This window comes from Burkholderia arboris (assembly GCF_038723655.1).
GTDB classification, from domain to species: domain Bacteria; phylum Pseudomonadota; class Gammaproteobacteria; order Burkholderiales; family Burkholderiaceae; genus Burkholderia; species Burkholderia arboris.
On the sequence record NZ_CP109822.1, the window covers coordinates 2,499,480 to 2,513,258 of the forward strand.

The 13,779-nt window shown below is 66.7% G+C and carries 13 protein-coding genes; 8 read left to right on the forward strand and 5 right to left on the reverse strand.

Annotated features, from left to right (window positions below; translation table 11 throughout):
- Positions 1-306 precede the first annotated feature (306 nt).
- Both OHZ10_RS28510 and OHZ10_RS28515 read left to right on the forward strand, forming a co-directional pair.
- Positions 307-1,404 (forward strand): OpgC domain-containing protein, encoded by a 1,098-nt coding sequence (locus tag OHZ10_RS28510; RefSeq protein ID WP_059240968.1) that lies wholly within the window; start codon positions 307-309, stop codon positions 1,402-1,404.
- A gap of 61 nt (positions 1,405-1,465) precedes the next feature.
- Positions 1,466-2,398: an alpha/beta hydrolase gene (locus OHZ10_RS28515; protein WP_059240209.1), complete on the forward strand. Its 933-nt coding sequence runs from the start codon at positions 1,466-1,468 to the stop codon at positions 2,396-2,398.
- A 117-nt stretch (positions 2,399-2,515) separates the two neighbouring features.
- Here OHZ10_RS28515 and OHZ10_RS28520 read toward each other — a convergent pair whose 3' ends face one another.
- A complete protein-coding gene (locus OHZ10_RS28520) occupies positions 2,516-3,730 on the reverse strand; it encodes an FAD-dependent monooxygenase (RefSeq protein ID WP_059240207.1) in 1,215 nt (404 codons plus the stop codon).
- A 166-nt stretch (positions 3,731-3,896) separates the two neighbouring features.
- Here OHZ10_RS28520 and OHZ10_RS28525 point away from each other — a divergent pair, with 166 nt between their 5' ends.
- Together OHZ10_RS28525 and OHZ10_RS28530 are read left to right on the forward strand one after the other, a co-directional pair.
- On the forward strand, positions 3,897-4,841 hold the full coding sequence (locus tag OHZ10_RS28525; RefSeq protein WP_342705087.1) for a LysR family transcriptional regulator: 945 nt from the start codon (positions 3,897-3,899) through the stop codon (positions 4,839-4,841).
- 139 nt (positions 4,842-4,980) lie between these two features.
- A complete protein-coding gene (locus tag OHZ10_RS28530; protein WP_059240202.1) occupies positions 4,981-5,739 on the forward strand; it encodes an SDR family oxidoreductase in 759 nt (252 codons plus the stop codon).
- Between the two features lie 79 nt (positions 5,740-5,818).
- Here the strand turns inward: OHZ10_RS28530 and OHZ10_RS28535 are convergent, their stop codons facing one another.
- A complete protein-coding gene (locus OHZ10_RS28535; protein WP_342705088.1) occupies positions 5,819-7,030 on the reverse strand; it encodes an alpha/beta hydrolase family protein in 1,212 nt (403 codons plus the stop codon).
- 329 nt (positions 7,031-7,359) lie between these two features.
- Here OHZ10_RS28535 and OHZ10_RS28540 point away from each other — a divergent pair, with 329 nt between their 5' ends.
- Positions 7,360-8,022: a helix-turn-helix domain-containing protein gene (locus OHZ10_RS28540; RefSeq protein ID WP_059240198.1), complete on the forward strand. Its 663-nt coding sequence runs from the start codon at positions 7,360-7,362 to the stop codon at positions 8,020-8,022.
- A 40-nt stretch (positions 8,023-8,062) separates the two neighbouring features.
- Here OHZ10_RS28540 and OHZ10_RS28545 read toward each other — a convergent pair whose 3' ends face one another.
- Positions 8,063-8,398, reverse strand: a complete 336-nt coding sequence (locus OHZ10_RS28545) for an H-NS histone family protein (protein ID WP_226196366.1) — start codon at positions 8,396-8,398, stop codon at positions 8,063-8,065.
- 310 nt (positions 8,399-8,708) lie between these two features.
- On the opposite strand from OHZ10_RS28545, the gene OHZ10_RS28550 reads away from it, so the two are divergent.
- Together OHZ10_RS28550 and OHZ10_RS28555 are read left to right on the forward strand one after the other, a co-directional pair.
- Positions 8,709-9,365, forward strand: coding sequence for a helix-turn-helix domain-containing protein (locus OHZ10_RS28550; RefSeq protein ID WP_342705089.1), 657 nt, complete (start codon positions 8,709-8,711; stop codon positions 9,363-9,365).
- A 141-nt stretch (positions 9,366-9,506) separates the two neighbouring features.
- Positions 9,507-10,124, forward strand: coding sequence for a hypothetical protein (locus OHZ10_RS28555; RefSeq protein ID WP_342705090.1), 618 nt, complete (start codon positions 9,507-9,509; stop codon positions 10,122-10,124).
- A gap of 6 nt (positions 10,125-10,130) precedes the next feature.
- Here OHZ10_RS28555 and OHZ10_RS28560 read toward each other — a convergent pair whose 3' ends face one another.
- Together OHZ10_RS28560 and OHZ10_RS28565 are read right to left on the reverse strand one after the other, a co-directional pair.
- Positions 10,131-11,225 (reverse strand): potassium channel family protein, encoded by a 1,095-nt coding sequence (locus OHZ10_RS28560; RefSeq protein WP_059240190.1) that lies wholly within the window; start codon positions 11,223-11,225, stop codon positions 10,131-10,133.
- Positions 11,226-11,285: 60 nt separating this feature from the next.
- The gene (locus OHZ10_RS28565) at positions 11,286-12,620 is read right to left on the reverse strand and encodes an NAD(P)/FAD-dependent oxidoreductase (RefSeq protein ID WP_059240188.1); all 1,335 of its coding nucleotides are present in this window, start codon (positions 12,618-12,620) and stop codon (positions 11,286-11,288) included.
- Positions 12,621-12,845: 225 nt separating this feature from the next.
- On the opposite strand from OHZ10_RS28565, the gene OHZ10_RS28570 reads away from it, so the two are divergent.
- On the forward strand, positions 12,846-13,700 hold the full coding sequence (locus OHZ10_RS28570; RefSeq protein ID WP_059240186.1) for a helix-turn-helix domain-containing protein: 855 nt from the start codon (positions 12,846-12,848) through the stop codon (positions 13,698-13,700).
- Positions 13,701-13,779: the final 79 nt, after the last annotated feature.

Consider the following 13,779-nt stretch of genomic DNA (forward strand, 5'->3'; position numbering starts at 1 on the left):
AGGGCGGACGACGCGGTGTGCGGCCGCGTGAGGACAAAATGGTGTCACGTCGGAAACCGTCCGTCCATCGGGGGTTGATCACCGCGCGCAAAGCGTTGCGCTCGTCCAACTGCCCCGTTGCGCCGACAGCCTGACCGGGCTTATCGGCAGCGGCGGGCCGGCCCGCCATCCGCGTAAACCCGGCCGGTGTCGCATCGGTGGCACAATGCGCATCCGTTCGCCATTTCTTCACGAAGTCATGCTTCACCCCGATTCATGCGCGGCATGGGCCGGCCGCGCTCGCGGCCCGCGCCGGGACGCGATCCGATGACCGCGCCTGCCCGGGCCGGCCGCTACGCCGAACTCGATTTCTTCCGCGGCCTCGTGCTGCTCGTCATCGTCGTCGACCACATCGGCGGCAGCATCCTGTCGCGCGTGACGCTGCACGCGTATGCGCTGTGCGATGCGGCCGAGGTGTTCGTGTTCCTCGGCGGCTTCGCGACCGCCATCGCGTACAACTCGCTCGCCGAGCGGCACGACGAGGCCGCCGCGCGCCAGCGCTTCATCCGGCGCGCGTTCGAGATCTATCGCGCATTCCTCGTGACGGCCGGCCTGATGCTGCTGATCACGGCCGCGCTGAACGCGTTCGCGATCGACGGCCCGAACATGCCGACCAACGATCTCGACGGCCTGCTCCACAAGCCGCTCGCCGCGCTGCGCGACATCCTGTTGTTCCGCCGCCAGCCGTATCTCGCGTCGGTGCTGCCGATGTACGCGTTCTTCGCGCTGCTCGTCCCGCTCGCCTTGCCGCTCGCACGCACGCAGCCGTGGCTGATGCTCGCGTTCAGCGGGTCGCTGTGGTACGCGGCGCCGCACGTCGCGCGCTTCCTGCCGACCGTCGAAGGCGCGCCGTGGGACTTCAATCCGTTCGCGTGGCAGTTCCTGTTCGTGCTCGGCGTGATCGCGCGCTGCCAGCCCGTCTACCAGACACTCGCACCCAAGCCGCAAGGCTGGCTGCTGACGGCCGTGTCGCTCGCGATCGTCGCGGCCGGCGCGTACTACCGGCTGCGCATCGAGCCGTTCCCGACCGATCCGTCGATCAAGCAGAACCTCGGCGCGCTGCGGCTCGTGAACTTCCTCGCGATCGCGTGGCTCGCCGCCAAGCTCGTGCACCTCGGCTGGATGAAGAAGGTCGCGCACGCGATGCCGTGGATCGGCACGATCGGCCGGCAGGGGCTGCTGTGCTTCGTCGCGGGCACCGGCATCTCGCTCGCGGTCGATTCGCTGCTCTACCAGGCGACCGAAGGCTATCTCAACGTGCCGCTCGGCCTCACCGCCGACGTCGTCGCGATGGGCCTGCTGTACCTCGTGGCCAAACTCTACGGGCCGCTCGTCGCGCGGCTGCCGTTCCGTTCGCGGCGATGATGCGCCGCACCGTCACGCGCCGCTGCTACGATAGCCGGCGCCTCTCCTGAAACGCTTCGCCATGCGCCGACTCACCCTTCCGTTCGCCATCGCCCTGATCGCCGGCTCCATCGCCGCGGCCCGCGCCACGCCGGCCGCGGCGCCGGTCCCGCCCGTGCCGCCGCCGGCCGTGCAGACCGCGACGACGCCGTCGTCGATCCAGGAACCGCCGGTCAATCCGGGCAGCAGCGTCGTGCTGCGCACGTTCCGGTCGGCCTCGCTGAAGCGCGACTGGTCGTATACCGTCTACCTGCCACCCGGCTACAACCCGGAAGGCGCGCGCTACCCGGTGATGTACCTGCTGCACGGCAATGCCGGCAATGCGAACGACTGGGTCACGCAGGGCCGGCTGCAGGCGACCGCCGATACGCTGATCGAGCGCCGCGAGATTCCGCCCGTCGTGATCGTGATGCCGCAGGGTGGCACCGACTGGTACGTCGACCGCAAGGAGAAGATGCAGAGCGCGTTCCTCAACGACCTGCTGCCCGAGGTCGAGGCGCACTTCGCGGTGTCGAACCAGCGAGCGGGCCGTGCGATCGGCGGCGTGTCGATGGGTGGCTTCGGCGCGCTGCGCTTCTCGCTGCTCGAACCGGGGCTGTTCTGCGGCGCGATGCTGCTGAGCCCCGCGATCTATGCGAACGAGCCGCCGCTCAATTCGGCCGCGCGCTACGTCGGCGTGTTCGGCGACCGGCAGTTCGACTCGCGCGTGTGGCACGAACTCAACTACCCGGCGCTGCTGCGCGGTTATTTCGCGCGCAGCTGGCGCGTGCCGATGTTCATCGCGGCCGGCGACGACGACCTGACGATCCAGGCCGAATCGAGCGTGCTGTACACGCACCTGCGCCGCGCGCAGAACCCGGCCGAGCTGCGCATCGTCGACGGCGGGCATACGTGGGACGTGTGGCGCGGGCTGCTCGGGCAGGGGTTGAAGTACGCGCTCGAGTGCGTGAAGTGACGGCAGGCGGGCGTTGCGCCGCCCGTTTTCGTCTGGTGGGCCGCTCACCGGCCGGTAGCCGTCGAGCGGCATGCGCGCCGATACGCTGCCCGCGTCACGCAGGCAGGCAGGCCGCCATCAAAGCCACGTCCCGCCCTGCCGCTCGCTCGGCGCCTCGTTGAGCGCGTCGAAGTCGTGAATCCAGTCCAGGTGATGCAGCACGCTGTCGCGTTCGGCCAGACGCGCGTTGCGCGCCTGCGCAGCCGGCCCGTCGGGCAGGTGCAGCACGTCGGCCGCTGAAATCGACGCGTACTGCACCTTGCGCGTGCGGCCGCGACGCAGCTGCTCGTACGCTTCCTGCGCTTCACGCCAATTCCCCGGCCCTGCCTTCGCGAGTTGCGCCGCCAGCACCACCGCATCCTCGATCGACTGGTTCGCCCCCTGCCCGTGGTGCGGCACCAGCGCGTGCGCGGCATCGCCGATCAGCGTCACACGCCCGCGGCTCCAGCGGCCGAGCGGCGGACGGTGGAACAGCCCCCAGCGCTGGCTGACCGGCACCGCGGTGATCATCTGCACCACGGCCGGATGCCAGCCACCGAACGCGCGCAGTTGCTCGCCCTCCTCGGCCGGCATGACCCAGTCGCGCGACGGCCACGGTGACGGATGCCGCTCGACCAGCAGGAAATTCTGGTCGCCGTTGTCGCCGATCGGATAGTGCAGCAGATGCCCGTGCGGCCCGACCCAGAACTGGATCGTCTCGGGATCGGGCAGCAAATCCATGCGCGCGGCCGGCACCACGCCGCGAAAACCCGAACAGCCCGAATACAGCGCGTCGTCGTAGCCGAGCATCCAGCGTCGCGTGATCGAACGCGCGCCGTCCGCGCCGATCACGAGATCGGCTTCGATGCGTGCGCCGTTGTCGAACGACAGCGTGACGCGCTCGGGATGCTGCGCGAGATCGACCAGCCGATGGCCGAGATGGATGCGTTCGAGACCGACCGCCTTCGACAGAACGGCCTGCAGATCCGCGCGATGCACGCCCCAGTACGCGCCGCCGAATTGCCGGCGGTAATCGGGGGTGCCGCGATGATGGCCGATCACCGCACCGCTGCGCCCGTCGCGATAGACGAGACCCGGGATGTCCGCGCATACCGCATCGAAGGCTGCGCGCAGCCCCATGCGTTCGTAGAAGCGCGTCGCATTGGCCGACAGCGCGACGGCCGCGCCGACTTCGCGCAATTCATGGGTCTGCTCGTAGAGTTGGGCGTCGATGCCGTGCTCGCGCAATGCGAGCGCGAGGGTCAGGCCGCCGATGCCGGCGCCGACGATCGCAATCTTCAGGTTCGTCTGCATGATGAAGATGTCTCCGATATTCCTATGTGGGGTCTGCGACTTGCGCAGCGGTCATGTCGAATGCATGCGCCGTATCGGTATTTTCAGGAGTGGACTTTCATCCCGCAATAAAATGAAATGAATCTGCTTCATCACCAAATGCAATGAACCGGGCCATGCGAAACCGATGGAACTGAGCGAGATCGACCTCAACCTGCTGCTGCTTTTCCAGCGGCTGATGCAGGAGCGGCGCGTGTCGAGCGTCGCCGAACAGATGAACATGAGCCAGCCGGGCGTCAGCAACGCGCTCGCGAAGCTGCGCCGCCGGCTCGGCGATCCACTGTTCGTGCGCGGGCCGGGTGGTGTCGTGCCGACGCCGTTCGCGCTGCGTCTCGCGGAACCCGTGTCGCATGCGCTCGCGACGCTGCATGCCGCGCTGAATCCCGAGACCGGTTTCGATCCGTTGCGCGCCACGCGGACGCTGACCATCGGCATGACCGACATCGGCGAAGTCGTGTTCCTGCCCGCGCTGCTCGAACACCTGTCGCACGCGGCACCGGGCATCGCGCTCAATACCGTGCGCGACACGAGCGTCAACCTCAGCGACGAAATGGCCGACGGCCGCGTCGATCTCGCGATCGGCCTGCTGCCGCAGCTCAAGGGCGGGTTCTATCAGCGCCGGCTGTTCGATCAGCGCTATGTGTGCCTGTTCCGGCGCGGGCACCCGCTCGAGGACGCGCCGCTGACGGTCGACGCGTGGTGCGACGCCGAGCATCTGGTGGTGGTGTCGGCCGGCACCGGTCACGGGCAGGTGGACGAATGGCTGAAGCGGCGCCGCGTGAAGCGCCGGGTACGGCTGACGGTGCCGCATTTCATGAGCGTGGGCTACATCCTGCAGCGCACCGACCTGATCGCGACGGTGCCCGAGCACCTCGCGCTGCAACTCGCCGCGCCGTTCTCGCTCGGCTGGCGCGCGTTGCCCGTCACGCTGCCCGGTGCGCCGATCCATATGCTGTGGCACACGCGGGTCAATCAGGACGAAGGGAACCGGTGGCTGCGCGACGTGGTGGTCGATCTGTTTGCGGAAACGGGCGCGCACGCGAAGAAGCGTTCGCCTGGCCGGAAGAAATAGCTGCGGTTATCGCGCGGCCGGGGGCGCTTGCGATGTCGCTTGAATCCGTATGCCGCGCATTTCGTCTACATTGCCGAAGTGGCGATGACACCGGTCGTCGCCCGCATCACCCGTCACTCAACCAGCAGGAAATCAAGCCATGTCTGTCTCGAAGCAATTCGCAGCCGTCACGGGCGCCGGCTCCGGCATCGGTCGTGCAGCGGCCATCGCGCTCGCTGCCGCGGGCTTCACCGTCGCGCTGCTCGGGCGCAACGCGGCATCGCTGCGCGAAACGCAGGATGCGATCCACGCCGCCGGTGGCGATGCGCAGGTGTTTCCCGCCGACGTGACCGACGAAGCATCGGTCGACCACGCGTTCGCGCAGATCGCGCAGCAGTTCGGCCGGCTGGACGTCCTGTTCAACAATGCCGGGCGCAACGCCCCCGCCGTTTCGCTCGACGAATACGACTTCGACGTGTGGAACAGCGTCGTCGCGACGAACCTGACCGGCGTCTTTCTGTGCGCGCGGGCCGCGTGGCGCCTGATGAAAGCGCAAACGCCGCAGGGCGGCCGCATCATCAACAACGGCTCGATCTCGGCACACGCGCCGCGCCCCGATACGATCGCGTACACGGCCACCAAGCACGCGGTGACCGGGATCACCAAATCGCTGGCGCTCGACGGCCGCCGCTACAACATCGCGTGCGGCCAGATCGACATCGGCAACGCGGCCACGGCGCTGACGGACCGGATGACGCAAGGCGTCCCGCAAGCGGATGGCAGCCTGGCACCCGAGGCACGCATGGACGTCGCGCATGTCGCGAACGCGATCGTCCAGATGGCGAACCTGCCGCTGGACACGAACATCCTCACCATGACGATCATGGCGACCGCCATGCCGTTCGTCGGTCGCGGATAAACCGGCGCTGGGGCCCGCGCCGGAAGATGTCGCCAGGAACCTGGCGCGATGCCTCCCGGCGCTCGACTCGCTGCGCCGCTCAGGCCAGCGACTGCGTACGCTTCCGGACTTCGCGCTGGTCGATGCCCAGCCGCGCGGCAAGCCAGTCGCAGATGAACTCCTGCCCGAGCGTCGGATTGTCGACCTGGCAGTGCGCGGCGCCCGTTTCATCCGGATCGAACAGCCGCAGCGTCGCGTCGACACCCTGCGCCTTCGCATAGTCGTAGGTATCGGTTGCCGTCTTCAGGCCGAGCCAGTCCTCGGTGCCCTGCAGCACCAGGTACGGCACCGAGATTCGATCGATCACGCCGGCGAGACGGAAATCCCGCGCCTTGTCGACCACACCCTGCGGCGTCGCGCAGCCGAACACCCATTTCAGGTGCCGCCAGATGAGCCGCTCCGGCGTCTCGAGCCAGCTCGCGAACAGTGCCCCCATGTCGAACATCACCGAATCCGAAACCGCCGCGACGATGCGCTTCTCGAACGACGCCGCGCGCGCCGCATAGACGCCGCCGACGCTTGCGCCATACAGTGCGATCCGGCCGGCATCGACGTCGCGGCGCGTCAGCAGGTAATCGACGCACGCGCCGACCGGCACTTCGGTATCGGGCCGGTTGACGATGCCCTGCCGGCGCAGCGTGCCGCCCTGCCCCGGCAGATCGACCAGCAGCAGCGACATGCCGCGCGTGAGCGCGTGCTTGGGCATCTCGTGGAGCAGTTCGTCCTTGTACTCGTCGAGCCCGCCGAACGCAATCACGGCCGGCGAACGCACGCCGTCGCCCGCGCACGGGATGAAATACGCGTCGAGATGCGCGCCACCCTCGTACGGGATCCGCACGATCTCGCCGGCCGGCGTCAGCCCTTCGAGATAGCGATGCGAACAGCGTTCGACGCTGTCGAACGTGTCGCGCCGCCGCGCGTCGTCATGCGCGAGGTAGAACTCCGACGACCGGTAGTAGTTGGCCGCGCGCAGCCAGTTGCTGCTCGCGGTGCGCAGGAAGCCGCGCTCGAATGCGTCGAGCGCGCGCTGCTCGCTGGCCCTCGCGAGGAGTTGCCATTCGCGATACCAGCTCTCCGTGTCACCGGGCGTCATCCGCGCCGCCGCGCGAAAGCACTCGCTGATCAGGCTCGCACCTTCCTGCGCACCGCCGAGCGTGCGCGCGAACTGGAAACTCAACTCCGGCTCGCCGGGCCATTGCACCCAGCCTTCCGCGCGATACGCGCCATTCATCCGGTCGTCTTGCAGATTCATGTCAGCCTCTCCGAAATTACCGATACGTAAATTTCTGGTCATGCCAATGCGCTACCGCTTGTGCCTCCATTCATCATGCATGCAGCATCGCGCGCCGACAGCCGGGACGAAATGCGTTGCGTTCAGTTCCTGAATTTACATATACGTAAATACAGGAGCCAAAAAAACGAGGCATCGAAGATGCCCCGCTTTCGTCACGTCAACACGCCGGAAGTGTACGCCTCGATGCCGGCCAGCGACAAGCCTCGCACATTTCATCGGCCGGTTTCGTGCCGATGCGGTATATTTTTATTACGTATCAGTAAAATCATTCTCCCCGGTGAACGTCAATGAGCAAGAAATCCCGCGTCGCGTCGCTCCTGTCGGCACTGCCGCTCAAGCCTCAGCGTCGCGAGCACCTGCAGGTTCCCGCCGACCAGATCGGGCAACGGCTGCGCGCGCTGCGCCAGTCGCGCGACCTCACGCTGAACGAGGCCAGCCGGCTGACCGGCGTGCCCGCGGCGACGTTTTCGCGCATCGAGACCAACAAGATGTCGCCGACCTTCGGCGTGCTGCACCGGATCATCGAAGGGATGGGCTTCGACTGGCGCGACGTGCTGACCCACCACCCGCGCCATCGGGCTTCGCTGAGCGTTTGCCACGCGGAAGACATCGTCACGACGCGGATTGCGAACATCCCGTACACATACGCGCTGCTGCATCGCGACAGTTCAGCCGGGATGATCACGCTGCGCATGCAGGTCGACGCGCGCACCGTGGACGAAGCCGGCGGGCTCGCCGGTCATGAGGGCGACGAGTTCTGCTATGTGCTGTCGGGCGAACTGGCGCTGCATTTCGAACACGGCGAGCCGACACGGTTGCGTGCCGGGGAAAGCGCGTTGTTCTCTTCGCACCGGCCGCATGCGTACGTGGCGCCGTCGCCGGACGGCGCGACGCTGCTCGTCGTGCTGACGCCGCCGGGCCACACGCCGCAGCAGCCCGCATCGCCTTAGCTCACCCCGGCAACGCACGGTCCACGCCCACCCGGTTCCGTCATCGCCTTTTGGCTTTCTTTCCAAAGGCCGGCGGCTTGCATATGACGAACTGACGGCGGTCCTTGCCCCGGATCCAGAGCGGCGCGTTACCGCGCCCGCTCCACTCCTTGCCGCTCGCCGGATCGCGATAGCGCGCCGGCAACGCTTTCACGATGTACGAGCCACGGCGGCCGTTGCGGCCGACCAGGTCGCGATGCTTGATCGCATAGGTGTCCATCAACGAGTGAACCTTCTCGATCGCATCGATGCGTTCGCGCTCGCGGGCGCGCTCGATTTCCTCGTCCAGTTCGGACAGCTCCACAACGAGCTGCGCATAGGTCTTGCTCACGCTCATCTTCCGCTTCCTGCCACGCATCCACATGCAAATCGACATGATTCGCATGACTAACCGACTGTTTCATCACGACGCACGAGGCCGGCATACCTGATCGACCGGCGACGCGCTCTGCGCATCGGCGGCGCGACTATCCCTGGCGCACCGGCACCGCATCGACGCCCCCGCACCGGCACGATCGTCCGCCTGGTCCCCGCCCACTGCGGACATTCGGGTGCACAATCGTGCCCGGCGTTTCAAATATCAACTGATATCTGGAATGCGATCGTAATGATTTCCATCTCAAATATCAACTGATATCCTTCCGGCCATGATCACGGCACCCCTTCCCCCGCGGCTGACCCGCGAAGAAAGTCGACTGCAGACCCGCGCGCATTTGCTTGCCGCGGCGAAGCGGCTGTTCGTCGATCGCGGTTTCGGCGCGACGTCCCTCAGGGATATCGCGGCCGAGGCCGGCTACACGCAGGGCGCGTTCTATTCGAATTTCGCGAGCAAGGAAGCGTTGTTCGTCGAACTGATGCAGTCGCGCTCGACGGCGCAAGTGGCAGACATCGCCCGGGCGCTGAGCGACCCGTCCGCGTCCGGGAACGACATACTGGATGCGCTGGAAGTGTGGTCGCGGACCGTCGATGCCGAGCCCGAGTGGTCCGTGCTGGGCGTCGAATTCAAGCTTCAGGGGCGTCGCAATCCCGATTTTGCGAAGGCGGCGCAGGCATTACTGGATGCCCACCGCGATGGCCTTGCCTGTTGCATCGAACAGATTTTTGCCCGGTTCGGGAAAGTGCCGCCCGAGTCGCCGACCGTCCTGGCCGTGTCGTTCATGGGGCTCTCGCAAGGGTTGTCGCTGCACGAGTCGATCCTGTCGGAGGTGCCGATCGGGCACATGATCATGGTGTTCCTGCGCAGCCTGCTGGCGTCGGCCGAGCCCGTGCGTTCCTCGGCGAGGCCACGGGCGCAAAAGAATTGACCGGCTCCGCGATGGAACCGGATGGTGCGTGATGCGGCGGCACGATGCGGCGCCGCATGCCAATGCGCGGCGTTACGCCCGCACGATATCTTCGGCGCAACGATCGACCGTTTCGTCGCGATACTGTTTACCGGATGAAAAATGACCGACGTACCTTACTTCTCGCAGTGGGAATCGAGGATGCTGATCGACAAGTTTCTGTCCGGCGCGCTGCGTTCGGAAGACGATCCGCTCTGGCGCGAGTCGGGCGCCCGCAGCCCCGAAGAGTACGCGCAATGGAGCCCGCACATCTGCGGCATCGCATGCCTGAAGATGCTGCTCGCGCAGCGTACGAAGCGCGTGCTCCCGTTGCTCGAACTGGTCCACGACGCCGTGACCTTCGGCGTCTACCGCCCTGAACTGGGCGATGGCGGCAAACGCCTGCTGTACCGACCGTTCGTGCAATGGCTCGGCGAGCGTTTCCAGATGCGAGGCAGCGTCGTCGAGCATACGGAATCGGCGGTCCTTGAAGCAAGGCTACGCGACGGACACAGGCTGATGGCGTCGGTCCATCCGGGAATCCGGCATCGGGATGTCGAGCCGCCGGCGCGTGGCGGCCATCTGGTGCTCGTGCTTGGCGTCGACGCACAATCCGGCGACTGGATCTTTCATAACCCGTCAGGATTTGAACGGGACACGCAGGAAAACGTGACGATGCGGCGCGAAACCTTCGATCGCTACTTTGCCAATCGAGGAATCCTGATCGCCCCACCGGATTGAATGCCCTCACACATCCGGATCCGGAATCCGCGCCGACTGAATCACGACCAGCGTATCCCCCGCCTCGATCCTGCACGGCGGATCCTCGTAGAACGAATAGATCTTCCCGCAGCGATCGAGCCCGACCACGATCGCACCCGGCACGACGTTCGTCAGGCACCCGATCTCCTGCGGCAACGCTTCGCGCTCCAGCAGCGTCGCACGCCCGCGCGTCGACAGCATGTCGTTCACGAACGGCACGATATAGCGGCTGTGCACCGCATCCGCGAGCAGCAGCGCGCCGATCTTCGTCGACGACACGATCACGTCCGCGCCGGCCTGCCGCAGTTGCCGCTGGTACAGGTTCTCCTGGATCCGCACGACGATCTTCGTATCGGGCGCGATGCTGCGCACCGACAGCGTCAGCAGGATCGCGGTCGGATCGTCGGTCACCGAAATGATCACGGCCTTCGCCGCGCGCACCTGCGCCTGCTGCAGCAGATCCTCATGCGCAGGATCGCCAAGCAATCCCGTCACGCCGAGCGACGTCGCGGCCTCGAGCGCCTGCTGCTGCGAATCGATCACGATGACCGTCGCGGGATCGACGCCGCTTTCCAGCAACTCGCGCACCGCGATCGACCCCGACAGGCCATAACCGCACACGACGATGTGATCGGACAACTGCTTCTGCAGGCGCTTCATGCGGAATTCCTCGATAACGCGCTGGATCACGAACTGATACGCCGTGCCCAGGAAAATGAACCAGATGACGATACGGATCGGCACGATGAAGAACGCATCGAGCAGGCGTGCCCGCGCGGTGACCGGCACGATGTCGCCGTAGCCGACCGTCGCGACGGTGACCATCGTGAAATAGACGAGATCGGCGACGGTCATCGGCGTGCTCTTGGTCGAATCGCGCAGGCCGTCGCGATCGAGATACAGCACGATGAACGCGAGCGTGCACAGCAGCACGACCGCGCCGATGCGGAACAGCAGCGTGCGCCGCGGCGACGTCGCGGGACGCGTGAACAGCGTACGCGTACGCGGCGCCTGCCACGGATTGCGGGCACGACGCAGGCGTAAGCGCAACGAGCGGCGCTGGTCGGATGGCGAAGCCAACGGGGAGTCTCCTGAAGAATGCGGGCTCGATTTTACGACGGGAACGCGCGCGCCCGGCCGTCACAGCATGCTGCGCGGCCGCACCATCGTTCCGTCGACGAAGCGCCGCGCGCGAAACGCCGACAGGTCGAGCGACGGCGTCCCGGTATCGATCCATTCGGCGAGCAGCCGGCCGACGATCGGCCCCATCGCGAAACCGTGACCGCAGAACCCCGTCGCGATCGCGAGCCCCGACGGCGTGCCCGGTGCATCGATCACCGGGATGCCGTCGGGCAACACGTCGATCAGGCCGGCCCACGCCTCGACGATCTGTGCGTCCTTCAGCGCGGGAAAGATCGCCTTGAGCTTCGCGAGTGCGCGCGGCGCGTGGGCGCGATTCGGCTGCGGCTGCGGATCGCGCGGCTCGACCGGCCCGGTCGCGCCGCTGATGCGGGCAAGCGCGTCGCGCCAGGCAGACGCATTCAGGTGCAGCCGGAATTTGTCGCGCTGCGACCAGAACTCCGGCCAGAAGAGACTCAACCCGCGCAGGTGGCCGAGCGTCAGATCGACGTCGACCTGCATGTCGTCGGCGAGATTGATCGCGCCGTTCTCGCGCTGCCGGATGCCGAGGCCGTGCCCCCAGACCGTCGCCGCCGACACCGGCGGCACCACATTGGTGCGCATGCAGGTGCCGCGCACGGCCTGCTGCGGCAGCCGGATGCCGACGCCGTCGAGCAACCGGAAACTGGTCGCGCCGGCCGCACAGATCGCGCGCCGCGTACGGATCGTGCCGCGCTCGGTCACGACGCCGACGACCGCGCCGCCGGCCGTCTCGATCGCCGTCACGCCGCAGCCTTCGAAGAAACGCGCGCCGGCCTCGGTCGCGCGCGCCGCGAACGCGGCGGCCACGCGACGCGGCTCGGCCTGCCCGTCGGTCGCGGTGTACAGCCCGCCAAGCGTGCGTGCCTGCGGCGAAAGGCCACGGACGCGCTCGTCGATCTGCGCGCGCGTCAGCGTGCGCGTATCGAGCCCATGCTCGCGTGCGACGGCGAGCCACGCGTTGAACGACGACCAGTCCGTTTCGTTGTCCGCAATATAGAGACAGCCGCCCTGCCGCCATTCGAGATCGAAACCGAGGGTTTCCTCTAACCCCTCCCAGATCCGCATGCCCGCCATCATCAGCGGCACCTCGGCGGCTTCACGGCCCTGCTGCCGCACGAAGCCCCATGCGCGCGTCGACTGCTGCCCGGCGATGCGCGACTTGTCGAGCACGACGGCCTTCAGGCCACGCAGGCCCAGGTAGTACGCGGCCGCGCAGCCCATGATGCCGGCGCCGGCGATCACGACGTCGGCTTCGGCCGGGAACGCCGTTTCGGCGCGGGTCAGGGCATCGTGCAACGGATAGGTTGTCGTCATTGTTTCCTGTCAGTCGTTAATGCGTTCGAGATGCGGGTGCTTGCGGTAACTTCGTGACACACCTTTCACACAATCGCACCTTTCACGACACTGAATGACGACCATTTTGCGGTAAAGTTATCTTTTGCGCGCGTGGCCGGTCGGCTCGCCATTGGACGTCATGAAGACTGTCCGTCGAGACTGCCGCAAGGCGTCGTTCTGAACGTCACGATCCGTTCCCGTAGCATGACCACTGAAGCAATCACCACGGATTCCCTCGCGGTTGCCGAGCGCGTGCGCGAGCTGATGACCCGCAACGGCATCGGCAAGCGCCAGCAGACCACCGAGCTGTGCCGCATCCTCGACCTGAGTTTCTCGCAAGGCCACCGCAAACTGCGCGGCAGCAGCCCCTGGACGCTCTCGCAGATCAAGAAAGTCGCCGAAGCGTACGGCGAACCCGCCGCCCAGCTGTTCGGCGCGCAAACGCTCGACCCCGGCATGGTCGGTGCCTATTCCCAGGAAGCCGTCCTTTATGCGGGCGTCGCCGAGATCCCGTGTACCGCGTGGATCGGCGCGCCGCTCGAAGCCGGCGCGCGTCCCGAGTTCGTCGCGTACGAACAGAACGGCCGCTGGCGCGTGCTGCGTCATACCGGCGTGCTGTACCAGAATGCGTACGACGTGCACAAGATCGAGATCTATCCGCGCCGCGCGGAGAGCGACAAGCTCGTCGTCGCGGTGATCGACCCCGATCGCGTCAGCGCGACCGAGCTGTGCCGCTATCTCGAACGGCAGGGTTTCGCGACGGCCGCGTTCGACGGTCTCGCGCCGTTCGTCGACGCCCTGCAGGGCCAGGCCTTCGACGCCGTGCTGACCGAATGGCTGTTCGACGACAGCACGGCCGCGACCGCGATCAAGGCCGTGCGCACGTCCGACAACCCGGGCGCGCCGATTTTCGTCCTGACGGGCGACCTGCTCACCGGCCGCGCAAGCGAAGCCGACATCAGCGAAGTCATCCGCGCGTTCGACGTGGTCTGCTACGAAAAACCCGCGCGCATGGCGATCCTCAGCGCGGATCTCGCGAAACGGCTCGCGCGCGGATAATCCCCGCCGGCCCGCCTCACCTCAGGGTGGCCAGCGGGCGCGCAATGCCGCTGGCATGGACAGGTTCCTCAGTACAATA